The sequence below is a fragment of the Halomonas litopenaei genome (assembly GCF_017303055.1).
GTDB lineage: Bacteria > Pseudomonadota > Gammaproteobacteria > Pseudomonadales > Halomonadaceae > Halomonas > Halomonas litopenaei_A.
In genome coordinates this window covers 554058-576667 of record NZ_JAEKJT010000004.1, presented here as the reverse complement: position 1 = coordinate 576667, position 22610 = coordinate 554058, and the positions used below count along the sequence as shown (strand labels likewise).

Annotated in this window: 18 protein-coding genes; 8 read left to right on the top strand and 10 right to left on the bottom strand. The window is 62.8% G+C overall.

Annotation, left to right across the window (positions count from 1 at the left end):
* Nucleotides 1–479 precede the first annotated feature (479 nt).
* Nucleotides 480–1349, bottom strand: a complete 870-nt coding sequence (locus JF545_RS09950) for a hypothetical protein (RefSeq protein WP_206941712.1) — start codon at nucleotides 1347–1349, stop codon at nucleotides 480–482.
* On the opposite strand from JF545_RS09950, the gene JF545_RS09945 reads away from it, so the two are divergent.
* A complete protein-coding gene (locus JF545_RS09945) occupies nucleotides 1306–2640 on the top strand; it encodes an autotransporter outer membrane beta-barrel domain-containing protein (RefSeq protein WP_206941710.1) in 1335 nt (444 codons plus the stop codon). The two genes, JF545_RS09950 and JF545_RS09945, sit on opposite strands and share 44 nt — an antisense overlap.
* Before the next feature lie 8 nt (nucleotides 2641–2648).
* Here the strand turns inward: JF545_RS09945 and JF545_RS09940 are convergent, their stop codons facing one another.
* On the bottom strand, nucleotides 2649–3473 hold the full coding sequence (locus tag JF545_RS09940) for a helix-turn-helix transcriptional regulator (RefSeq protein WP_206941708.1): 825 nt from the start codon (nucleotides 3471–3473) through the stop codon (nucleotides 2649–2651).
* A gap of 232 nt (nucleotides 3474–3705) precedes the next feature.
* On the opposite strand from JF545_RS09940, the gene JF545_RS09935 reads away from it, so the two are divergent.
* Nucleotides 3706–5067 carry an MFS transporter gene (locus JF545_RS09935; RefSeq protein ID WP_242520765.1) on the top strand — a complete coding sequence of 454 codons (1362 nt, stop codon included), beginning with the start codon at nucleotides 3706–3708 and terminating at the stop codon, nucleotides 5065–5067.
* 7 nt (nucleotides 5068–5074) lie between these two features.
* Nucleotides 5075–5824: a sulfite exporter TauE/SafE family protein gene (locus tag JF545_RS09930; protein ID WP_206941706.1), complete on the top strand. Its 750-nt coding sequence runs from the start codon at nucleotides 5075–5077 to the stop codon at nucleotides 5822–5824.
* Nucleotides 5825–5872: 48 nt separating this feature from the next.
* Here the strand turns inward: JF545_RS09930 and JF545_RS09925 are convergent, their stop codons facing one another.
* Together JF545_RS09925 and JF545_RS09920 are read right to left on the bottom strand one after the other, a co-directional pair.
* Nucleotides 5873–6490: a flavin reductase family protein gene (locus JF545_RS09925; RefSeq protein WP_347401323.1), complete on the bottom strand. Its 618-nt coding sequence runs from the start codon at nucleotides 6488–6490 to the stop codon at nucleotides 5873–5875.
* A gap of 210 nt (nucleotides 6491–6700) precedes the next feature.
* Nucleotides 6701–7990 (bottom strand): E22 family MetX-like putative esterase, encoded by a 1290-nt coding sequence (locus JF545_RS09920; RefSeq protein ID WP_242520764.1) that lies wholly within the window; start codon nucleotides 7988–7990, stop codon nucleotides 6701–6703.
* 189 nt (nucleotides 7991–8179) lie between these two features.
* Between JF545_RS09920 and JF545_RS09915 the strand changes: the two genes are divergently transcribed.
* The gene (locus JF545_RS09915) at nucleotides 8180–8740 is read left to right on the top strand and encodes a retropepsin-like aspartic protease family protein (protein ID WP_242520763.1); all 561 of its coding nucleotides are present in this window, start codon (nucleotides 8180–8182) and stop codon (nucleotides 8738–8740) included.
* Entirely contained in the window at nucleotides 8737–9771 is a 1035-nt protein-coding gene (locus tag JF545_RS09910) for an NAD(P)H-dependent flavin oxidoreductase (RefSeq protein WP_206941702.1), read from the top strand. The genes JF545_RS09915 and JF545_RS09910 overlap by 4 nt, the downstream gene beginning before the upstream one ends.
* A gap of 180 nt (nucleotides 9772–9951) precedes the next feature.
* Here the strand turns inward: JF545_RS09910 and JF545_RS09905 are convergent, their stop codons facing one another.
* The 4 genes from JF545_RS09905 to JF545_RS09890 all read right to left on the bottom strand — a co-directional run bounded on the left by JF545_RS09905 (nucleotide 9952) and on the right by JF545_RS09890 (nucleotide 13166).
* On the bottom strand, nucleotides 9952–10341 hold the full coding sequence (locus JF545_RS09905; RefSeq protein WP_206941700.1) for a cupin domain-containing protein: 390 nt from the start codon (nucleotides 10339–10341) through the stop codon (nucleotides 9952–9954).
* Between the two features lie 55 nt (nucleotides 10342–10396).
* Entirely contained in the window at nucleotides 10397–10777 is a 381-nt protein-coding gene (locus tag JF545_RS09900; RefSeq protein WP_206941697.1) for a carboxymuconolactone decarboxylase family protein, read from the bottom strand.
* 405 nt (nucleotides 10778–11182) lie between these two features.
* The gene (locus tag JF545_RS09895; protein ID WP_206941695.1) at nucleotides 11183–12211 is read right to left on the bottom strand and encodes a patatin-like phospholipase family protein; all 1029 of its coding nucleotides are present in this window, start codon (nucleotides 12209–12211) and stop codon (nucleotides 11183–11185) included.
* A gap of 175 nt (nucleotides 12212–12386) precedes the next feature.
* On the bottom strand, nucleotides 12387–13166 hold the full coding sequence (locus JF545_RS09890) for a 3-hydroxybutyrate dehydrogenase (protein WP_224908555.1): 780 nt from the start codon (nucleotides 13164–13166) through the stop codon (nucleotides 12387–12389).
* 374 nt (nucleotides 13167–13540) lie between these two features.
* Between JF545_RS09890 and JF545_RS09885 the strand changes: the two genes are divergently transcribed.
* Complete coding sequence (locus tag JF545_RS09885) at nucleotides 13541–15289, top strand: VRR-NUC domain-containing protein (RefSeq protein ID WP_206941691.1); 1749 nt, start codon at nucleotides 13541–13543, stop codon at nucleotides 15287–15289.
* 88 nt (nucleotides 15290–15377) lie between these two features.
* Nucleotides 15378–17660, top strand: coding sequence for an ATP-dependent DNA helicase (locus JF545_RS09880; protein ID WP_206941825.1), 2283 nt, complete (start codon nucleotides 15378–15380; stop codon nucleotides 17658–17660).
* On the opposite strand, the gene JF545_RS09875 is transcribed toward JF545_RS09880, so the two are convergent.
* On the bottom strand, nucleotides 17657–19507 hold the full coding sequence (locus JF545_RS09875; RefSeq protein WP_206941689.1) for a monovalent cation:proton antiporter-2 (CPA2) family protein: 1851 nt from the start codon (nucleotides 19505–19507) through the stop codon (nucleotides 17657–17659). The two genes, JF545_RS09880 and JF545_RS09875, sit on opposite strands and share 4 nt — an antisense overlap.
* Before the next feature lie 109 nt (nucleotides 19508–19616).
* Complete coding sequence (locus JF545_RS09870; protein ID WP_206941687.1) at nucleotides 19617–20231, bottom strand: glutathione S-transferase family protein; 615 nt, start codon at nucleotides 20229–20231, stop codon at nucleotides 19617–19619.
* A 211-nt stretch (nucleotides 20232–20442) separates the two neighbouring features.
* Here JF545_RS09870 and JF545_RS09865 point away from each other — a divergent pair, with 211 nt between their 5' ends.
* Nucleotides 20443–22524, top strand: coding sequence for a PQQ-binding-like beta-propeller repeat protein (locus JF545_RS09865; RefSeq protein ID WP_206941686.1), 2082 nt, complete (start codon nucleotides 20443–20445; stop codon nucleotides 22522–22524).
* Nucleotides 22525–22610 lie beyond the last annotated feature (86 nt).

The window sequence follows — 22610 nt, the reverse complement described above, 5'->3', positions numbered from 1 at the left end:
GCGCAATGATATAAAGCTCCTTTGCTGCGTAGTCTTGTGGTCATGTCACTACAGGCTACGCTGAACTGACATGGCAGCGGCAGGATGACGACAGTCTGGCTCCGCTGCGGGTGTTGATTTGCTGTTGGATATGTCGCCATGCCCGTACCTGTTCCCTCTGCACATCGTCTTTTGGTCATTGCGGTGGCCATTGTATCGGGGGCCCCTCTCTCGGCCTTCGCCGCTAACTGCGGTGCCTCAGGTGGCCTGGCGTTCATCGGAGTGACCCACGACAACTCGCGGTCCGTCTGGCTTTCTGGAACCTCTGCAGGGGACTTCGGGCTGGAAGCCGCCCAAGGTAAACAACGGGTCGACGAATGGAGCAAGAATCCAGGCGGACTGCACCTGACACTGTCGCCCGTGGTGTCCAATGGCAATGGTGGCGTGCACAAGCTGCTGGATCTGGGAGGCAACAAGGACTGCCAGTTGGCCACGCAGAATCAGAAGGGCGGTTTCACGCTGCCTCCTGCCGGACAGATTCCTTTGCCAGAGCGGCCCGGTATCACACCTCCGATCGGCAAGATCTTTCCTGACTTTGCTCGGCCTGAGGGAGTGACACCGCCTATCGGCACGCTACCGCCGTCGGGAATCACGCCGTCGCTGCCGCCCCATGGTGTGACGCCGCCTATTGGCTCCTTGCCTCCCCGTGGCGTTACGCCGCCTATCGGCACGCTGCCGCCGTCGGGAATCACGCCATCGCTGCCGCCCCATGGTGTGACGCCGCCTATCGCTACGCTGCCACCATCGGGTGTCACACCGACGCTGCCGCCCCATGGCGTCACACCGCCTATTGGCACGCTGCCGCCGTCGGGAATCACACCGGCGTTGCCGCCCCATGGAGTGACACCGCCTATCGGCACGCTGCCGCCGTCGGGAATCACGCCATCGCTGCCGCCCCATGGTGTGACGCCGCCTATTGGCTCCTTGCCTCCCCGTGGCGTGACGCCGCCTATCGCTACGCTGCCACCGTCGGGAATCACGCCATCGCTGCCGCCCCATGGTGTGACGCCGCCTATCGCTACGCTGCCACCATCGGGTGTCACACCGACGCTGCCGCCCCATGGCGTGACACCGCCTATCGGCACGCTGCCGCCGTCGGGAATCACGCCGTCGCTGCCGTCCCATGGCGTGACGCCGCCTATTGGCACCTTGCCTCCCCGTGGCGTGACACCGCCTATCGCTACGCTGCCGCCGTCGGGAATCACACCGTCGCTGCCGCCCCATGGTGTGACGCCGCCTATCGCTACGCTGCCACCGTCGGGAATCATGCCGTCGCTGCCGCCCCATGGTGTGACGCCTCCCATCGGCACCCTGCCCACTCCAGATCGCCCGCCCGTCGGCGTGACGCCAGAGCGTCCTGCTCTCGGGCAATGGCAGCTGCCTCCCGATAGGGGGCGTCCTGGAGGTGTCGTTCCGCCTATTGGCGAGCTGGGGCCCGAAGGCATCACACCTTCGCTGCCGACCAGGCCCACGCCCGATCTCCCGGAGGGAGTATCGCCCCCCATCGGTGTGTTACCAGGAGGGCGTCCCACTCCTGAGCCGCTGCCAGGCACGGTCGTCGGCAGGGTGGACGCCGCACAATGGATGGCGGGCCATATTCCCCTGCCGCGAGACTGGTGCATCGACCCCCGTCATGATCCAAGACTCGGTGGACAGCCACTGCCAGACGGCAGCCTGCCCGTGCTGACCTGCCCCGAGAATGTGCTGCGCGAGCATGCTCAAGCACGAACACGCAATGCGCTCGAAGCCACTCTGGCTGAGCAGGTGCCGATTACCGAGGGGCGTCAAGGTGAGCCGGGATCCCCCTGGAATACCTGGGTCGATGCACGCTACACCGACATCTCGGATGACCGCGATGGGCAGGATCTCGACGGAGACTCTCAGGTGGTAGCGGTTGGCGTTGACCGGTGGGTGTCGGATCAGGCCGTGGCAGGCGTCAGCTTCAGCGTCGACTCGAGCCATGCGGATAACTTTGGTGGCGCCTGGGAGAACGACAGCGACGGCTTCAGCGTCTCCCCCTATGTCGCCTATCGTCTGTCTGACCGGTGGGCGCTGGACGCTTCACTCATCTGGCGGTGGGGCGATAACGACAGCGAGCTGGCAACCCTTGAGGGGAGCTACGATACCCGCAGCTTTGGCGGAGCAGTCAACGCACACGGCCAGTACCGCTGGGGACAAGCTCTGCTGCGTCCCACGCTGTCGCTTTTCTACTCCCACGAGCGTAGTGACGACTACGACCTGCAAGGGGATATCCTCGGAGTTCCCGTGGATGTCGACGTTCCGGGGGACTCATACAGCACCGGATTGGCCACCGCCAGTGGCGAAATCAGCCGTATCTACAGTGTTGGCGATGATGGCCTGGTCATGCCCTACGCTGAGCTTGGGATCAACTGGGCCTTCGAGCAGCCCAACGATGGGCGTTATCTGAACGATGACCTCGAGTGGGAGAACCCTTCAGACCTGATGGGGACGCTGCGGACGGGCGCACGCTGGTTCTTGGACGATACGCTGCTGCTGGAAGCCAGTGCAGGGTATTTAAGCCTGGGTCACGATGACCTGGATATCTGGGAAGGCAAGCTGTACCTGTCCTACCGGTTCTGACCTCCGGCTTATTCCCGCTGGCGCCGGGAGATCAGAGCAACGTGATCGAGAAAGGCGCGGAACAGCTCTGCCTGGCTGGTCACCGACAGTCGCTGATAGATGTGCTTGCGGTGGACCTTGACGGTACCGTCACTGATGCCGAGTTGACGCGCAGCAGACTTGGCCGAGTGTCCCGCTAGCAGCAGTCGCACGATATCCTGCTCGCGCCGGGTGAGTACGCCCTGACCAAAGCTCGAGAACGCCAGGTCGACCGGCTCGTCGTCCGGTGCGGTCGATTCGACGGCGGAGCGCTGCCAGGTCCAGTAGTGGCGTAGCAACGCTTCAATGACCGGGGTGAGGTGGCGCAGTGCCTGGAGCATGCGGCGTGTCAGCGTTGGGGCCTGAAGGCGAAAACCGAGCGACAGCACCATGACGGTGTCGTCACTGACCCGGGCAAACAGGCCAACTTCATCCCTCAGCCCCAGGCCGCGATAGTAGTGATGGTAGTACTCGCTGCTTTCGAAACGATCCGGTGCCAGGTCGCGCAGTCGATGAGCGCCACTTTCCACGCCAGCCTCGATCGCCTGAAACATCGGGTCTAGCAGATAGATGCGGCTCAAGTAGGGCTCGATGTCCCGCTCGCGCCGCTCTGGTGGGTAGTTGTCGTGAATCACCTGTGGCCTGCCACGTCCCTGGTAGGCATGCAGAATGAGTGCGTCCATGGCCACCAGTTCGGTCAGAGTGGCATCCAGCTGCTGGGGCAGGTCGCTGCGATCGGCGCCTTGAATCAGGCCAGCCAGCCGCTGATGCCAGCCCTGGGCGGCGGCACTGGCCAGATGATCGATGGAAGTCATTCAGCTCACATGAGTGTCAACGTCGTGCGCCATACTCTACCATTCTCAGGCTCTGTCACCCTCGGTCGTTGTCAACCCTCTGCTCAGTGATCGTTGACAGGCCGAGGGCTGACCGGCGTCGCGCTAGGTGCGTGCTCCCGTGGAAGGCCATGCTGCCCAAGGCGCATGAACGCCGTGGCCCCGGGCAGTGTCCGACTGCTATCTTGAACCCCTTTGCCAACAGGAAGGCGCGATGAGCGTGAGCAGCATTATTCCTGCCGCCACTGACCGAGTGCGTCGGCGAGAGATCTTCGGCTGGGCGATGTTCGATTTCGCCAACCAGGCCTACACCCTGCTGATCATCACGGTGGTCTTCGGCGAGCTTTTTACCACGGTGATCGTTGGTGATCGGGGGGATGGCTATCGACTGGCCAACCTGCTGTGGAGCCTGGCGCTGGCGCTCAGCTTTGTGCTGGTCGTCGTGACCGGGCCGTTATGTGGCGCGGTGATGGACTACCGGGCCGAGAAGAAGCGTTTTCTGTTTGCCAGCTACGTGGCCACCATAGCGACGACGGCGATGCTCTACTTTGTCGAACCGGGCTATGTGGTGATGGGCTTCGTGCTGATCATCCTGTCCAACTATGCCTATTCCATGGGGGAGTCCTTTATCGCGGCGTTCTTGCCCGGGCTTGGACCGTCGGACAAGCTAGGGGCGATTTCAGGGTTTGGCTGGGCACTGGGCTATGTCGGCGGACTGGTAGCGGCCGGCTTTACCCTGGCGGTACTGGGCGAGGCGACGGCGGACAACTTCGAGCGGATTCGCTGGGTGGGCCCGTTTGCCGCCGGGTTCTTCCTGGTGGCAGCCATTCCCACTTTCCTGTGGCTAAAGGAGCGGGCCGAGCCGCAACCGCTGCGTCAGCGGTTCAGCCAGATTGCCTGGCAGCGCATCTCACTGACCTTTCATGAGCTCAAGAGTTTTCGTGATCTGGGACTGTTCCTGATATCGGTACTGTTTTCCATGGCCGGGGTCTACATCATCATTGCCTTTGCCTTCATCTATGGCGCCCAGGTGATCGGTTGGCAGGAAAACACGCGTAATCTGATGTTCATCATTGTGCAGATCACGGCTGCCGCCGGAGCGCTGGGGTTTGGCTTCATCCAAGACCGCATCGGCACCTTGGTGACGTACCTGCTGACGCTGGTGCTGTGGGTCCTGGCCATTCTGGCCATCTGGGCGACCCCGGAGGTGACCGCCTGGCTGAACGCCACCTGGGGGCTCGACTGGCAGGCGGAGCAGCTGTTTCTGTTCGTCGGCTGCCTGGCCGGGCTCAGCCTGGGCTCAAGCCAGTCGGCCAGTCGCGTGATGGTGGGATTGTTCTCACCACGCCAGAAGGCGGCGGAGTTCTTCGGTTTCTGGGGCCTGGCCAACAAGTTGGCGGGTATCGTCGGGATCGTTGGCCTGGGCTTGCTGCAAGCTGCAGTCGGTCTCAAGGCCTCGATCCTGCTGTGTGCCGCCTTCTTTATCATCGCGATCATACTGTGTGCCGGGGTCAATCAGCGCCGTGGGCAGCAAGTGGCCGGTGACTGGGAAGCCAAGCGGGAAGCTGAAGCATGACACCCTCATGCTGAGCAGCGGCGTCATGTCGCTGGCCCTGCTGGCGCTGATCTTCGTGCTGGCAGGGCTGGTGAAGGGAGTGCTCGGCATGGGCATGCCGACGGTGTTGCTGGCGCTGCTGACGGTAACGCTGGGGCTGCCTGACGCCATGGCGCTGATGCTGGTGCCGACAGTGATCACCAATGTGTGGCAGGCATTGGTGGGAGGGCAGCTGCTGTTGCTGTGTCGTCGCCTGTGGGGGTTCCTGCTGATGGCCTGCGTTGGCGTCTGGCCCGGGGTATGGGTCCTTTCCCGTGTCGATGCGCGCTGGCTATCGCTGCTGCTGGGCGGTCTGCTGATCCTTTACGCCGTGCTGAACTTGAGCGGCCGGCAGCTGCGCTTTCGCGGCAGTCATACCCAGGCGGGGTGGCTGGGTGCGTGCAACGGTCTGTTGACCGGGCTGACCGGCTCCAGTGTCTTTCCTGGCGTCCCTTACCTACAGTCCATCGGCCTGCCCAGAGATGCCCTGGTGCAGGCCATGGGCATGCTGTTCAGCCTGTCCACGCTCAGTCTGGCGCTGGCGCTGGGGGAGCGAGAGCTCTTGTCCATTGATCAGTTGCAGGCCTCCTGCCTGGCCTTGCTGCCGGCAGGGCTTGGGATGTGGCTGGGCGCCGAGCTCCGGCGACGACTCTCCGAGGCACGTTTTCGTCAGGTGTTCCTGATGGGATTGCTGGCCATGGGCGGATACCTGGTGATTCGCTCCCTGCTTGGGGGCTGATGCACTGCCGGGTTCCCCCCGGACAATCGAGCCGGCGCCGAATGCTGGTTACTTGGGACGTTCCAGCGCGAACAGATCCGTGCAGCGAATATAGTCACTGCCAGCCATGCGGCCGATGGGGGCAAGCGCCTCGCGGCCTACGTGGCGTCCGTCCCACACCTTGGGATCGGCGTGAATCACGGTCACTTCGGCCAGCACCAGGTTGCCTGAAAGCGGCTGATCGCCAAAGGTAAGGATGTCGTGGAGACGACAGCCGAAGGCGATCGGCGCTTCGCTGATCCGGGGAACCCGAAGATCGCCAAGGCGCGCCTTGGTGAGCCCCGCGTGTTTGAACTCATCGCCGTTCCGCGGCAGGCTGGCGCTGGTGGTATTGAGCGCCTCCGCCAGGGCTTCCCCGCCGATGTGCACGATGCATTCGCCCACCTCTCGCAAATTGGCAACGGTGTCCTTGGTGCCACCCTCGCCATTGAGCAGCGGCGAGAACGCCAGTATGGGTGGGGCAACACTGGCCACATTGAAAAACGAGAAAGGCGCCAGGTTGGCATGCCCCTCGCTACTCAGCGTTGATACCCACGCAATCGGGCGCGGTGCGATAGCGCCGGAAAACAGACGATAGATCAGACCTGCATCCAGGTCGGCAACCTGGAGAGTAGCGTCATGACTCACGGTGAACTCCTTGTCGATATGCCTGGAAGCACCCTGAAACGGTGCTCCCAGGGTCAGTAACCTCAGACCCTCGACCATCCCAGCATGGCTGTCTGCTGAGGTCCAGTCATGGGCACCTTGCCCGCTGATGCCATGGCCATTAGCGAGGGTGCCTGGGCTGACGCTGACGGGTGGTGGGCGTCGATGGCGCTGCAGCCGTCGGCGCGACCATCAGCGCACTGGCGCTTCGAGAAAACCGCGCAGTTGATCGGCGGCTTGCTCGATACTGACCACGCCATCAAGGTGCCCGCGATCTCCCTTCAGCGTGTGCAAGGTAACCGGGGTGCCGTCAGCCTGAATCATGCGGGCCGTGTCGAGCACGTTCTCTGCTGGAAACACCAGGTCATCTGCGCTGTAGAGCAGCAGGGTGGGGGCCTTTATGGCGGCCAGGCCAGACTCGGCGTCACCCTCGGTTCCGGTCACGAAGTTCTGGTTGGCCCGAACCAGATACAGCAGATGGTTGGCGTCTGCCTTGCTGGCGCGGGCAGCGGCAATCTCATCGAGTGTGGCCACCACCTCAAAGTCGGCAGCGAGATCGGCTTCAGGTGACGCCAGAGGGTCCGCCCAGTCGCGATCGAAGGTGGCATCAGCCCAACGCCAGTGGTTGGCCTGCAGGGTGATCAGCTTGAGCGATTCTCTCAGGCCGTCGATGGGCGGGCGGTCATCATCGTAGTAGTCACCGTCGCGCCAGTTGGGATCGAGGCGAATCGGAGCGGCCCAGGCGTCGAGGCTGGCGATCAGCCAGGGATCGGCAACGCCAGCGCCAATCACTGCGATGAGACGGTCGACCCGATCAGGGTACGCGCTGGCCCACTCATACGCTTGCAAAGCCCCCATCGAGGCCCCCATCACGGCGTGCAGGCGTTGGATGCCCAACTCATCCATCAGCGCCTTCTGTACGTTCACGAAGTCACCAATACCGACCAGGGGGAATGTCGTACCCCAGGGCTCGCCGGTGGCGGGGTTGAGGCTGGCGGGGCCGGTGGTGGTGACCCTGGGGTCGCCAGCATTGAGGTTGACCAGGGTGTCCGAGGACACCACGAAGTAACGGTTGGTATCGAGTGGCTTCCCCGGACCAATGATGGCGTCCCAATAGCCGGCAACGTCTTCTCCGGAATAGCGACCTGCGGCATGGCTAGTGCCCGAGAAGAAGTGCGTGATCAAGATGGCATTGTCAGCGGCGTCATTGAGCTCGCCATAGGCTTCCCAACCCACTCTGACCGGCGCGATAGTGTCGCCTCCCTGCGTGGTGTAGTGGGACATCTCGAAGACATGCTTGTCGACCGCATCCATGGAGGTCGTGGGCGGAAGGCTAGCGTCTGCGCTGCTACCTGGGCTGAACATCGCCGTGAGCAGCACGGCCAGGGTCGTGCCCAGAACCTGCCGGAAGGGATGAGAGTGATGAAAGTGATGAAAGTGTTGAGAGGGGCGGTCGTGGAGTACGTCAGTAGAAGCTGTCATCATAAACCCTCCTTGGTGTCATTCCGATGGGATGCGCCTGCCGTATAAGAGGCTACGCCTGGCACTTGTGCCGTGATCTGCCGCTTGTCGCGTAGCGACTGGCATCAGTACAGCGGTCGCCGCTCGGCTGCGCCATGCTGCCTTCGTCGCTTCTGGCGACGTGGTGTGTTCGTCAGCAAGGAGAATGGCATGACCCGTCGACATGGGACCCGTGGCCCAGGTCTCGCCATGATGCTGTTATTCTGGGTGGTGTTCATGGCACTGGGTGGCTGGTGGATGTCTGTCTGGCTGACGCAGAAAATGCACCCCAATGCCCAGCTTGAAGCGGTGGCAGAAGGACAGCCGCTGCAGCTCAAAAGAGGCCCTGGTGGACACTTTGTAGCGCCGGGCAGCATCAATGGCATACCTGTGACGTTCCTGGTGGATACTGGTGCGACGCGGGTCGCTCTTCCCGGGAGTCTTGCTCGACAACTGTCGTTGCCGGATCATGGCAGCGCTTGGTTTCACACCGCCAACGGGCGTGCCCGCGGCACCCTGACCACGCTGGAATCTGTGACGTTGGGGGGCTTGTCCGCGTCTCGCGTCGATGGTTCCATCAGTCCTGGCATGGAGGGTGAGACGGTATTGCTGGGCATGAGCTTTCTTGGCCGTTTCGATTTGGCCATTCGTGGCGATATTCTGGAGCTGCGACCCCGTGAGGCGTCGTTGAACCACGAGGCCGCCGCTCCACATAAGGAGATTCAACCATGACCAGCCTTGCGCGACTTCGCTTGAAGCGCCCCATTTTTCAGGCGCCCATGGCAGGGGCTCAGGACGAGACGCTGGCGATCGCGGTGACGGCTGCAGGTGGCCTGGGCGGACTGCCCGCAGGCATGCTGTCACCGGAGGCGCTGGAGCACGCGCTGGCGGCGATCGAGGGGCATGGCCCCGTCAACGTCAACTTCTTCTGCCACACCACTCCTGAGGCGCAACCAGAGCGCCTGGAGCGTTGGCGAGAACGTCTGGAGCCCTATCATCAGGAGCTCGGTATTGCTCCTCCCCCTCCTAGCGACAGCCCGACCCGACGTCCTTTCGATGAGGCCTCCTGTGCCATTGTCGAAAAGCACAAGCCCGCAGTGGTCAGCTTTCACTTCGGCTTGCCGAGCGCCGAGCTCGTCGAGCGGGTCAAGCGCTGTGGTGCCCTGGTCATGTCCAGTGCCACCACCCTGGACGAGGCCCGCTGGCTCGAGGCCAATGGCGCCGACGTCATTATTGCGCAGGGCACCGAGGCCGGCGGCCATCGAGGGCATTTCCTGAGCGATGATCTCAGCCTGCAGCAACCCTTGGCCAAGCTGTTGCCGAGTATCGTGGAAGCGGTGGCGGTGCCGGTGGTGGCGGCAGGGGGGATCGCCGACCCTCAGGGGGTCCGATGGGCGCTTGATCAGGGGGCTGCCGCCGTACAGATTGGCACAGCGCTACTGTGCTGTCCGGAGGCCGCTGTGCGTGCCGTTCATCGCAAGGCGCTGCTGGATCCTGCTTCAACGACCGAGATCACCAACGTCTTTTCTGGCCGACCGGCCCGGGGAATAGTCAACCGGGCCATGCGAGAGCTGGGCCCCATTTCCCGAGAGGTACCGGACTTCCCCCTGGCGGCCAGCGCACTCTGCGAACTGCGCGCGGCCCACGAATCCCGCTGCAGCGGTGATTTCTCACCGCTCTGGGCAGGAGAAAATCGCCAGCACTGCCGTGAGATTCCCGTCGCGGAACAGCTAGAGTGGTTGGCCGGAGGCTTGGCAGACTGAGCTGGGCTTTCCGACTCGGCCATGTCAGTGACGCCTGGACGTCTGTCGCCGTGGCGAGGGGGAATAGGTGAATCCCAACAGACGAGCGCCGAAGACCGATAGTGAAAATACGACAAAGCCGCAGCACATCGCTGCGGCTTTGTGGATGGGGGCTGTGTCAGCTAGCCCCACCCGCGAGTCTTAGCACTCGCCTTCGGCGCACTTCTCGGTTTCGGCCAGGTCGGCGGCATAGATGATGACGTCGCCATCAGACTCGTTCTTCCACCAGTGCCAGATCTCGTTGAACTCGGCGATGATGGACGGAGCCCTGTGCACACGCGGCTCCTCGTGCTTTGAGTTGTACTCGACGATTTCACCCTGGAACACGAACAGAATGGCCGGGCGGTTTTCGTGGGAGTGGTAGGGCACGATGCCGCCGGGACCAACGTCGACACGACGGAAGCGCAGATGACGCTGCTCCAGCGGTGCGGCGCCAGCGGGCAGCTTGACGTCGGCCAGGTCGATGAATGCCAGGGTAGTATCGGTTTCGTCAACCGGTTCCATGGGCGGATTTTGCTGATGGTCAAACATGGCGTGACTCCTTTTTACGCTACGTTGGGGTGGGTCGTGTATCACCGGGGTGATGTCATGACTCGGGATAGATGTCTTTGACGGCGAGTACGGCATTGATCGTCACGGGGAAACCGGCGTAAGGCGCAAGCTGCATAAAAAGCTCGACCAATTCGTCACGGCTGAATCCTAGGGAACGCGCAATACCGATATGAATGCGCAACTGGGTGTCATGGCCGCCGCAGGCCAGGGCCGATAGCGTGGCGGCTTGGCGCACCTTGGGCTCCAGCCCGTCACGACCGTACATTTCGCCAAACGGAAATTCGGCCACCAGGCGCATCAGGTCCGGCGCAAAGTCACCGAGCTTTTCTTCCAGCGCCTGGGCGGCGGCAGGATTGTGTTGCCTGAAGAAGGCGAGGCCTTTTTCCATATTGGGTGATGGCGGGTGTGAGCTCATGATTGCGGCGTCCTCGTTGTGCGTTTTGGGATGGCATGCATCCATCACTTAGGGGGGTGTCATCGAAAATGAAATTCTTGTTTAAAACATACGGCCGTTTTATAGCGTTGCATCTGTCGTGCCCGTGATGGCCTATCTTTCATCCGGCACACTTCAACTGATCTTCGTGTCTTTCTTTGCTGTTGTGAGCCGCACTCTTCTTGTCTTGGGTGCACCTCGGCAAACGTGATATCAGGACTCTCGATGGCCATTGGCTGGTTGAGGCAGCGCTCCACAGTGGCCCGGCTTTGTCAGCGCCAGAGGCCATGCCTTACTGGCGCTGCTATGCTCTTTCGCTTTTCCGAGAGAGGGCGCCTCTGCTCACTCGCCCCATGCCAACAGGCCTGCCGTTCCGGTCGCCTTGGATCAGTGGATACCGTCAAACATCTCTCTCAGGTCGACGCTATCTCGCTTGCCGATATCGTCGTAGTGTTGCTCGATCCAGGCCTGGGCACGTTGGCGACCTCTGTCACGAAGCAGACACAGGAACTCCCACTCCGCATTGAGCTTGGATGAAGCGCCCAGCGGCTTCAGCAGGTCCTGGCTGTCGATGATGTGGACCAGCATGTCGCGATAGGTGTCCGGATCAAGATGGCCTTCATGGATCAAGCGCTTGACGAAGGCCAGGGCTCGCAGCTCTTTGAGCAGGCTGGCATTGAAGGTGATCTCGTTGGTCCGATTGAGGATCTCCTGCGCGCTGATGGGTGATCCTTCGCGCTCTACCGGATTGATCTGCACGATCAGAATGTCGCGAGACTCTGTTGTCTGGTAGAACGGGAACAGCGGAGGGTTACCTGAATACCCGCCATCCCAGTAAGGCACGCCATCGACTTCCACAGCCTCGAACAGAAACGGCAAACAGGCAGACGCCATCACCATGTCCGGTGTCAGTTCCTGGCGGTTGAAGATCTTGACCCGTCCTGTTTCGGCATTGGTGGCGGCGACGAAGACCTTCATCTGGTCACAGCCGCAGACGTTATCGAAGTCCACCTGCTCGATGATGATGTCCCGAAGGGGGTTGTACTTCATCGGGTTGAACTGACTCGGCGAGAAAAAGCGCGTCATCAGGTCGAAGTAGACGTGGCCCGGTGAGTAGTCGAGACTCCAGTTGCCACTGAGCCGGTCCCAGGGGGTGCGCTGCAGAATGCTGAATCGTGCTGCCTTGGAGACCGCTCTCCAGAAGGTTTCCAGCTTTTCCCTGGCGGCTTCGCGCCCGCCCTGAACCAGGCCATCGGCCAGAACAACGGCGTTCATGGCACCAGCGGAGGTGCCTGAAATGGCTTCGATCTCGATGCAGGGGTCGTCGAGCAGGGCGTCCAGAACCCCCCAGGTGAAGGCGCCATGGGCGCCTCCGCCTTGTAATGCCAGATTGATCTTCTTGGGTGGCTTGGCCATCACCTTCTCCTGTGGTGCAGCGGTCTTGCACAAGACCGTCCTTAAGACCTTCTTATCAGACCTTCTTGTAAGACCTTCCTATAAGGCCTTTTGTAAGGCCCTTTCAGCTGACCGCTTAACGCTGCCGTTACGGTCGATGTGCTGTCTACGCATCATCAGCCCAGCACAGGGAGGGTCAATGTGCTGTCCAACCGCCATCCACCGGCAAGGCGATGCCGGTCATGGAGGCGGCGCCGTCAGAACACAGGAACAGGGCGGTGGCCGCCAATTGCTCTGTGGTGACGAATTCACGGGTGGGCTGGTTGGCCAGCAGCACGTCGCGAATGACCGAATCCTCGGAGATGCCGCGTGCCTTGGCGGTATCCGGGATCTGCTTCTCGACCAGCGGCGTCAGCACATAACCAGGACAGATGGCGTTGACGGTAATGCCCTGTTCGGCAACTTCCAGTGCTACCGTCTTGGTCAATCCCAAGACCCCATGCTTGGCGGCCACGTAGGCCGACTTGTAGGGAGAGGCAACGAGGGCATGAGCCGAGGCGATGTTGATCACTCTGCCCCAGCCGCGGGCCTTCATGCCAGGCAGAGCGGCCTTGGTGAGGTGAAAGGCCGAATTCATGTTGATGGCGATAATGGCGTTCCACTTGTCCTCGGGAAACTCGTCGACCGGTGCCACATGCTGTATGCCAGCGTTGTTGACGATGATGTCGACGGCGCCGAACGTGGCTTCGGCGCGCTTGTGCATGGCGCTGATCTCGCTCGGCTCCATCATGTTGGCGTTGTCGTAGACCACCTTGACGCCGTGTTTCTCAAGCTCCAACCGGGTGGCCTCCACGTCTGACGCCGCTTCGATACCGTTGATGACCAGGTTGATGCCTGCCTTGGCGAACCCCTCGGCGATGCCAAGTCCGATACCGCTGGTCGATCCGGTGATGATGGCGGTCTTCTGTTGGGGCATGAGTCGTGTCCTCTGGCTCTCGATCAGTACGTGGTTGTCGATGTGTTTCATCAGTACGGGGTATCGGCGCCTTGGTATCTATCTACTGTCTATCGAAGGCGCTTGCGCTACCTGCCGCTATCTAAGTCGCTTGCGCTACCTGCCGCATGTTCCGCCGTTTTCAGTGTCACCAGCATAGACTGGCATTACAGACTCGGCTTTTGCTGAAATGGCTTTCTGTAGCAGTTGCTCATCAATGCTTAGCAGCAAAAGGAAATGTCCATGGCGGTAGCGGACATCTTCCTCTTCCGTTGCTGGCGATCAGCAAGACGGCGAGTGAAGTGTCCGTCAGTGGGCGCTTGGGCGTGATAGGGCATCCTTGATAAGATGCCGCCATGACTCCTGACCTGCCGCAGCTACCTCCAGACCTGCGCGACGACCCCTTCTATTACCTGCGCCATTTCCAGTATGTGCTGGCGTGGGTGAGTAGCCGACACGGCGATCTGCTGGCCGCTCCTGAGCGTGATTTCATCGCGCAGTTCGGTGGTCTCCCCGAACCTGCTCAAGCTCTGTTGGTGCGCATGGTGTCGCGCAAGGGAGAGCTGTTTCGTACGTCCCGGCTCGACTACGTGGAAGTGGGGGATCTTGGCCTCGCCCTGGAAGAACTGGCCGCCGCCGAACTGATCGCGGCGGACCCGGTAGTGAGCCATGTCGAGCTGATGACGCAATTGCGTCTTGCTGAGGCGCGGCGGGTCCTGGTGCCACGTTTGCCGGATCATCAGCTCCCGGCCTCGGTATCGAAGACCCGCTTGGCTCAGGCGCTGGCGGATGCCCAGGATCAATCGGCGGATGCCTTGGATAGGTCGGCGGATGAGGAGCCTTCCTTGCTGGGTCCCCAGCGCTGGAGTCAGTGGTGGCCCGACAGCGACGATGGCCTGTGGAGACTGACCGTGATGGAGGTCTGTGATCGCCTGCGCCTGATGTTCTTCGGCAACCTGCGGCAAAGCTGGTCGGACTTCGTCATGGCGGAGCTCGGGCACATGCGCTACGAACAGGTGGCACTCGATCCCGCTTCTCGCGGCTTTCAACAGCGACAGGAGGTCGACACCTATCTTCAGCTGCACCACCTGCGCGAGCGCCTCGAGCAAGGCGAGGACGTGGCGTCGGTATGGGCCGATGTGCCTGAGCTGCCTGATGACAATGCGTGGCTGAGATCGCGACGGGCACGCCTGCTGCTGAGACTGGGTCAGCAGGCCCAGCGTGCTGGTCACGACGCCCTGGCCTTGGAGGCGTATGCCTTGGCGGGTCCCGGTGAGGCCAGGGTCAAGCGGCTACGCCTGCTGGAGCGTCTTGGTCATGATCAGCAGGCTCTGGAACTGGCGGAACAGGCGCTCGAGGCGCCGCAGGATGAGGCTGAGCACCAGGCGTTGGAGCGCCTGGTGCCGCGGCTGAGACGCCGACTCGGGCTGCCCCGGCAGGAGCGCGCAGCGCTCGCGGATATCACGCTGTGGCAGCTATCGCTGCCGTCCCGTGCGCTGAATGACAGCGGTTGCGTCGAGCGCGCTGTGCGAGATCATCTCAGCGAGGATGGCGCGCCGGTGTTCTACGTCGAGAATCACTTGATCGCCGGACTGTTTGGCCTGTTGTGCTGGGATGTCATTTTCACCCCCTTGCCGGGGGCCTTCTTTCATCCGTTTCATCGTGGGCCTGCAGACCTTTATCGCGCGGACTTCGTGAGCCGTCGCCGAGAGCGGTTCGATGCCTGCCTGTCTGCGCTGGACGACCAGGCCCACGTCCCCCAGATACGTCGGCGCTGGGAACAGAAGTGGGGCATCGCCAATCCGTTTGTACACTGGGAGGTGCTAGATGCCACGCTGCTGGATGTGGCGCTCGAGTGCATCGATGGCGCAGATCTTCGGGTCTTTTTCACCCGCATGCTGGAGGATGTAAAGGCCAATCGGGCCGGCTGGCCAGACCTGATTCAGTTCTTTCCAGCGGCAGCTGAGGGCGAGCCCCGCTACCGCCTAATCGAGATCAAGGCGCCAGGAGACCGTCTGCAGGACAACCAGAAACGCTGGCTTGAGCATTTTCATCACCACGGGATTGCGGTGTCGGTGTGTCATGTGCGGTGGCATGATGAGTGACGACTCGCGCTGCCCGGACGACCCAGACGCTTTGCCTGAGGCAGAACGAGAAGGGCTATCCGGCAGTGTCGCTGACGATAGCCTGGTGATGTCGGTGGCGGTGCGTGAGCTGTGCGACTTCACGGCACGTCGGGGAGACCTTGATCATCGCTTTACGCCAGCCCCCAGCTCCCGCGAGGGCATCGACGGTCATGCCCAGGTGGTGGCCCGCCGCGGTGAGGGCTACCGCAGTGAAGTGGCCGTCGAAGGAACGCTGGCAGGGCTACACCTGAGAGGGCGCATCGATGGTGTGGCCGACGACGGTTCACGGCTCGAGGAAATCAAGACCCACCGCGGGCGCCTGGATCGCATGGCCGACAACCAGCGGGCGCTGCACTGGGCGCAGGTGCGCGCCTACGGCGCGCTGTGGTGTCGCCAGCAGCGGCGTGAGCGCATCACCCTGGCCTTGGTCTACCTCGATCTGGTGACAGGTCGTGAAACTCTTCTCAGCTGTGAGGCATCCGCCTCGGAGCTGTGGCAGGAGCTCGCTGCGGCCTGTCACGACTATCTGCACTGGGCCAAGAGCGAGGCGCGCCATCGACGCCGCCGCGACAGTGCCCTGCAGGGCCTGCGCTTTCCGTATCTCGACTTTCGTCCCGGGCAACGCCAGATGGCGGAAGCCACCTACAAGGCGGTGGCCACCGGCAAGGCCTTGCTGGTCGAGGCGCCGACCGGGATCGGCAAGACCCTGGGCAGCCTGTTTCCGGCGTTGAAGGCCATGCCACGGCATGGCCTCGATCGCGTGGCTTTCCTGACCATGAAGACCACCGGGCGGCAGCTGGCGCTGTCAGCCGTCAATCAGCTGGATCCAGGCCCCGAGCGGCGGCTTCGTGTGCTGGAGCTGGTCGCGCGAGACAAGGCCTGCGAACACCCTGATCTGGCCTGTCACGGTGATAGCTGTCCGTTGGCGCAGGGCTTCTATGATCGACTGCCCCAAGCGCGCCAGGCCGCCGTAGCCCACGCCAGGCTGGATCGCCCCGGGCTGCGTGAGGTGGCGCTGGCGCATCGTCTGTGCCCCTACTATCTGGGCCAGGAAATGGCACGCTGGTGCGACCTGGTGGTGGGGGACGTCAATCACTACTTCGACGCTAGCGCTCTGCTGCATGGCCTGGCTCAGGCGCGCCAATGGCGCCTGGCGCTGCTGGTGGACGAGGCGCACAATCTGATCGATAGAGCGCGAGGCATGTATTCGGCCAGTATCGATCAGCGCAGTCTGGCACGTCTGAGCAAGGAGGCGCCCGCCGCGCTGAAACAGCCTCTGGCACGGGTTGTGCGGCAGTGGCAGGCGGTGGTGCGGGAACATGGCGGCGACCAGCCCGGGTCTCGGGATGCACCGCGCTGGATGACCCTGGGGACGATTCCGGCAGAGTTTCTGCAGGCCCTGCAAGGATTGAGCGGTGCCATCGGTGATCACCTGGGAGAACATCCTGAAGATACCCGGCCCGCCCTGACCGATGCGTTGTTCGAGGCTTTGGCATTCTCTCGCCTGGCCGAGCGATTCGGCGACCACTCCATGTGCGAGTTGACCCGCCGGGGGCGAGGTCGCGCCCGACTTGCCATCGTCAATCAGGTGCCTGGCGACTTTCTCGCTCCGCGCTTTGCAGCCGCCCATGCCAGCGTGTTGTTCTCGGCGACGCTGGCTCCGCCACGCTACCAGCAAGACTTGCTGGGACTACCGGCCCACAGCGTGTGGGCCGAGGTCGAATCTCCCTTCACTGCCGAGCAGCTCGACGTCAGGATCTGCACCCATCTGTCGACCCGCTACCGCCACCGGGAACAGTCGCTGCCGGGTATCATCGAGATGATGGCAGCCCAGTATCAGCGGCGTCCCGGCCACTACCTGGCGTTTTTCTCGAGCTTTGCCTATCTGGATAGAGTGGTCGCCGCCATGGCCGATGCCTACCCGGAGATTCCCCGGCGGGTGCAGCGTCGCGGCATGGACGAAGCCGAGCGGGAAGCGTTTCTGGCCGATTTCGCACCGGGAGGCTTTGGTATTGCGTTTGCGGTGTTGGGCAGTGTCTTCTCGGAGGGCGTGGACCTGCCGGGAGATCGGCTGATCGGTGCCTTTGTGGCGACCCTGGGCTTGCCTCCCAGCGACGCTCGCCAGGAGGCCTTGAAGTCACGCCTCGAGGCGCGCTTTGGCCAGGGGGACAACTACGCCTATCGAATTCCTGGGCTGATCAAGGTGATTCAGGCCGCCGGACGTGTGATCCGCGGGCCAGAGGACAGCGGCACGCTGGTGTTGCTGGATGATCGCTTCGCCTGGCCGGAGGTGCGCGAAAGGCTGCCGTCCTGGTGGCAGCCGCGTCAGGTGAGTTCGCCCGACCCTTAGCGTTCAGGGGGATGGGAGGCGGGGGGCTCGGTGCTGGCCCTCGAAGGAATTTCATCGACCCTGCGCAGGATGTCTTCGTCCGCTTCGTACAACGTCTCGAGTTCCTTGGCCGCCTGTCGGATGGTCTGCATCTGCTTCTTCTCATTGCCGAAGACTTCGAGCTGTCGCCGCAGGGTATCTTCATCATGGGGGCGGAAGGTATCGATGGTCTGTTGGGCCTTGTCCCGCGGAATGCCCAGCCCGATCAGCACTTCTCGGGTCATCTCGAGACTGGCTGGCAGCAGCTCGCGCAGCACGTAATCCACCTTGGCTCGCATCAGCCGCTGGGCATGCTGACGATCCCGCGCGCGAGCGTAGATCTTGAGGTGGGGAAAGCGCTTGCTGGCACGCTGGATGATACGCATGGAAATCTCGGGATCACCCACCGCCACTACCAGTACCTGGGCCTGGCGAGCCCCTGCGGCCTCCAGCAGGTCGAGACGGGTGGCGTCGCCAAAGTAGACCTTGTTGCCGTAGCGTCGCACGAAATCCACGTGGTCGGCGTTGATGTCGAGAATCGTGTAGGGAATCTCGAGTCCCTGGAGCGCGCGTCCCATCACCTGACCAAAGCGACCGAATCCCGCCAGGATGATCCTGGGTGAGTCGTCGTCCATGGCGTCGAACTGGCGCTTCGGACGAGGTTTCTTGAAGAGCGGGCGGATCCACCGCTCATAGCCGAGAAACAGTACCGGCGTGGTGGCCATGGACAGCGACACGACCAGCACCAGCAGGCTGACGAGACTGGTCTCCAGCAGCGCTGCGCTGCCGGCCGCGGTCAGTACCACGAAAGCAAACTCGCCACCTTGAGATAGCAGCACCCCCAGGGTGGTGGTCTCGCGCCAGCCACAGCCATAGGCGCGTGCCGCCAGCATCAGACTGGCGCCCTTGGCCACCAGCAGCAGTGCGGTCAGCCCCAGGACCAGCCCCGGGGTCTCGGCCAGCAGCCCGATCTGGGCGGTCATGCCCACGGCCATGAAAAACAGACCTAGCAAGAGGCCTCTGAAGGGCTCGATATCTGCCTCGATACTGTGGCGGTATTCAGAGTCGGCCAGCAGAATGCCGGCAATAAATGCCCCCAGGGCCATCGACAGGCCTGCCAGCTCCATCAGCAAGGCGGCACCAATCAAGACCAGCAGCGACATGCCGGCAAACACCTCGCGGCTTTCGGTGGCGGCCGCTCTGCGAAACAGCGGCGGCAATAGCTTGCGTCCCCCGAAGATAAGGCCGGCGAAGGCGGCGACCGCAATCGCCACCTCCTTGAGCGCTGACATCACTCCTCCGGCGGCCAGGCTATCCGCGCCGAGGATCGGGATCACGGCCAGCACCGGGATGGCGGCCATGTCCTGAAACAGCAACAGGGAGAACGCCTTGCGCCCGTGGCGACTGTTGAGCTCCTGGCGCTCACCGAGCAGATGCAGGACCAGCGGGGTGGAGCACAGTCCGAGGCTGAAGCCGACGACGGCCGCCGCGACCGGAGACAGGCCTAGCGCGAGAGCCGTGACGCCGAGCACGAGGGTGGTGATGGCGACCTGCAGCGATCCGAAGCCGAAGACCGGTTTACGCATCAGCTTGAGACGCGCCGGCTTGAGTTCCAGGCCGATGACAAACAGCAGGAAGACGATGCCGACCTGGGAAAACTGCAGCACGCCTTCCGCGTCAGGCACCAGGCCGAGGGCAGACGGGCCAATCAGTACCCCAGCGATCAGGTAGCCCAGCACCTCTCCCAGTCCCAGGCGCTTGATGACGGGTACCACCACCACGGCTGCAGCAAGAAAAATCAAGACGTTGAAAAGGAGGGCGGTGGCCAAGTCGTGACTCCGTTACGGCGTTGCAAGAAGCCACCAGCATACCTGATATCCGACAATGAGAGATGACCGACCGGGCCGGTCGGTCATTGACCATGGCCACCTCAACGGCTCAGGCAGGGAGCGCTTCGTCACCGAGGGAGACATAGCCTGGCAGCGCTTGAATGCGCTCGAGCCAGGCCCGTATGCCGGGAAACGTCGACAGCGAGAAGCCGCCTTCATGGGCAACGTGGGTATAGGCATACAGCGAAATATCCGCAATGGTCGGGCGGTCGCCGACCAAATAAGGCGTCGCTTCCAGCTGACGCTCCATGACCTTCAGCGCCTTGTAGCCGCCCTCTTTCTTGGCTTCGTACTCGGCCTTGCGTTCATCAGGCAGGCCGAGATACAGCGAGATGAAGCGGGCAACGGCGATATAGGGTTCATGGCTGTACTGTTCGAAGTATTGCCACTGCAGCACCTTGGCATGCTCAAAGCGGTCCTGCGGTAGCCAATCACTGCCGCCGGCCAGGTAGTGGAGAATCGCGTTGGACTCTGCCAGAAAGCGTCCGTCATCCAGCTCAAGAAGGGGAATCTTGCCGTTGGGATTACGCCCGAGAAAATCCTCTTCACGGGTGTCACCGGCCAGGATATCGATGCCGATCCACACCATTCGGATGTCGAGCAGTGAGGCCAGCAGCTTGATCTTGTAGCAGTTTCCCGAACGGGTATCGCCGTACAGATTCATCGGCGTGTTCCTCTGGAGCAACGGATGGATGGCACATCATGCCATGTTCGTCGCCTCACGCCAGGCATTTGGCGTGCCTCTGCACGGTACGCCACGAGGGTGGACGTAGGTCGCAGTGATCACCGGCAGCTTCTATTCTGAAGCTGCACGTCGCGAGAGCTGAGGCGACGACTTGCCTCGTGGCCGTCAGGGACGAAAGGAGATGCACTCAATGGATAACCGTCGGGCTGCCAAGGGGCCTTCCATCATGCTGGGACTGGTGCTGGCTGTAGTGGCATTGGTGCAGCTACTGGCGGGAGCGCTGCTGCTGGCTCAGGGCGGCAGTGTCTATTACGTGGTATCTGCCGCGGGGCTGGTGGCAGTGGCCGCAGGGTTGATGGGGCGCTGGCGCGGCACCTTGACGGTGTATGCGGCGTTGCTCGCCGGCACGCTTGGTTGGGCGCTGTGGGAGGTGGGGCTGGATGCCTGGCGCTTGATACCTCGGCTCTGGGCCCCGGCCTTGCTGGGACTGGTGTTGCTCCTGCCATGGTGGTCTCGCGGCGCCACTGGCCTCGGTCGTCAGGGAACCGGGCTGACGTCGATCGTTGGTCTGGCGCTACCGCTGCTGGCGGCGGCACCGCATATTGTCGAGGCGTGGCAGCAAGGTGATCGTGCTCTTGCGCCGCTCGCACTGACCGACGTCTGGCACACCGAGCTGACGGCAGGGGTGTCGTCCCTAGCACTGTCGGATGATCAGCAGCAGCTGTTTGTCTGCACCCAGCAGGGAGTGATGGCACGCCGAGCCACCACGGGAGAGCCGCTATGGGCCTACCAGTGGCAAGGCGATGTTGCCGGGGAACGCTGCGCGTATCTGGCCTTTCATGATGCCTGGCAAGGCCCCGTCGAGGGCGCGGCGGGGGTGTTTGTACCCATCCCAGGAGAGCAAGAAGGGGATCCCCTGGAATTGGCATCCACCCATGAAGGCGCCGGTGAGAGCGGTATCAGCGAGACCGACTTGATGTGTCCGCAGCGGCTGTTTGTCGCCTCCTCATCCGGCACTTTGCTGGCGCTGGACGCCGACACCGGCAGGCCCTGCGAGAGCTTTGCCGCGGCCGGGATGACCACCGTCGAAGCGACGTCGCTGGCGGCGTTGCAGGTGACCGATGGCGCGATAGTGGCATCTGCCATGGAGGATGGCCCCGCCCTCCAACTGCTCGACAGCGGCTCGGGAGAGAGCCTGTGGAGCTGGGGAGACGCGGCAGGTGGCGACAGACTGCTGGCGGTCGATCAGGCACTGAATCGCCTGATCGTGTCGTCCGCCGCCAGGGTGCCTACCGGCGACGCAGGAAGCCTGATACAGGCAGTGGATATCAGCGATGGCACCGTCCTGTGGCAGACCGAGATGCTGGGCGGTATCACCGCGTCTGGCACGGCTGCCTTGGTGACACTGACGGCAGAAGAGGCAGGTCTCGCCGACGCTGGGGAAGATGCCGGCGGCAGAGAGGAACAGCCTGACGCGACAGCGCTGGTGATGGTGGCTGACACCGCCGCCGGGTTGACGCTATTCGACCGGTTGACCGGGGAGATACTGTCCCACGAGGTGCTGGCCGCTTCACCGCCCTTGGCCGAGGAGCCCTGGCGCAACACAGCGCTGACAACGGCTAGCGCGGCTGAGCGAGATGCCTGGGGGCTCACCCCCGTTGATCAACTCTGGTGTCGGCTGCGCCAGCGCACTCGGGATCACGGTCTTCCCAGTGCGCTACCGGCTCCGCTGACAGACCTGCTCGCGGACCTGCTCGTGCATCTGCCCATGGCACCGCCCTGGTCACGACAAACGATCTTCGGCTCGCCGGACGAAGGCGCCTACCTGCTTGCCAGCACTGGCCTGGTCAGCCGCGACGGGGGCAGGCTTGCGTGGCCATGGTGCCAAACGCCTCCTTGGGGGGCGGTGGCGCGTGTCGGCCTAGGGCCTTCGGCAACGGGGGAGTGGGTGGCCACGGTGGCGGGCCTGGACGTTCGCCACCTGAAGCCGTCGCAGTTCTCACCGCGACGTTTGATGGGGGCGAGTGGCTTGACCGCACCTGTCACGATCGAAAACACCGTGGTCGTCGGTGCCAGCAGTGCCTCGAGGCTGTATTTCCTGCAGCCCGACACTGGCCAAGCCTTGGGCACACAGTCCCTTGCTGGCGGTGCCGTAGAGGGGCTGTGGACGTTCACCGAAGCACCAGGGACGTCGTACCTCGTCGTGGCGCTGAAGCATCGGCAAGGGGCGTCACGGCTGATCGTGATGGCGCCGGACGCGATGCCTGAATAGCGAGTCGCCGTGTCTCGCACGGTCATGGCGATGACAGGCTGCGTCAACATCCATGGCAAAGCGCCGTCGGTGCGCTTCGCTCGACT

Bases quoted from the DNA above. Each gene is read 5' to 3' on its own strand.
- JF545_RS09945 (WP_206941710.1), top strand. From the start codon at position 1,306: ATGCCGTCGCTGCCGCCCCATGGTGTGACGCCTCCCATCGGCACCCTG.
- JF545_RS09940 (WP_206941708.1), bottom strand. From the start codon at position 3,473: ATGACTTCCATCGATCATCTGGCCAGTGCCGCCGCCCAGGGCTGGCAT.
- JF545_RS09935 (WP_242520765.1), top strand. From the start codon at position 3,706: ATGAGCGTGAGCAGCATTATTCCTGCCGCCACTGACCGAGTGCGTCGG.
- JF545_RS09930 (WP_206941706.1), top strand. From the start codon at position 5,075: ATGCTGAGCAGCGGCGTCATGTCGCTGGCCCTGCTGGCGCTGATCTTC.
- JF545_RS09920 (WP_242520764.1), bottom strand. From the start codon at position 7,990: ATGACAGCTTCTACTGACGTACTCCACGACCGCCCCTCTCAACACTTT.
- JF545_RS09915 (WP_242520763.1), top strand. From the start codon at position 8,180: ATGACCCGTCGACATGGGACCCGTGGCCCAGGTCTCGCCATGATGCTG.
- JF545_RS09910 (WP_206941702.1), top strand. From the start codon at position 8,737: ATGACCAGCCTTGCGCGACTTCGCTTGAAGCGCCCCATTTTTCAGGCG.
- JF545_RS09905 (WP_206941700.1), bottom strand. From the start codon at position 10,341: ATGTTTGACCATCAGCAAAATCCGCCCATGGAACCGGTTGACGAAACC.
- JF545_RS09900 (WP_206941697.1), bottom strand. From the start codon at position 10,777: ATGAGCTCACACCCGCCATCACCCAATATGGAAAAAGGCCTCGCCTTC.
- JF545_RS09895 (WP_206941695.1), bottom strand. From the start codon at position 12,211: ATGGCCAAGCCACCCAAGAAGATCAATCTGGCATTACAAGGCGGAGGC.
- JF545_RS09890 (WP_224908555.1), bottom strand. From the start codon at position 13,166: ATGCCCCAACAGAAGACCGCCATCATCACCGGATCGACCAGCGGTATC.
- JF545_RS09885 (WP_206941691.1), top strand. From the start codon at position 13,541: ATGACTCCTGACCTGCCGCAGCTACCTCCAGACCTGCGCGACGACCCC.
- JF545_RS09880 (WP_206941825.1), top strand. From the start codon at position 15,378: ATGTCGGTGGCGGTGCGTGAGCTGTGCGACTTCACGGCACGTCGGGGA.
- JF545_RS09870 (WP_206941687.1), bottom strand. From the start codon at position 20,231: ATGAATCTGTACGGCGATACCCGTTCGGGAAACTGCTACAAGATCAAG.
- JF545_RS09865 (WP_206941686.1), top strand. From the start codon at position 20,443: ATGGATAACCGTCGGGCTGCCAAGGGGCCTTCCATCATGCTGGGACTG.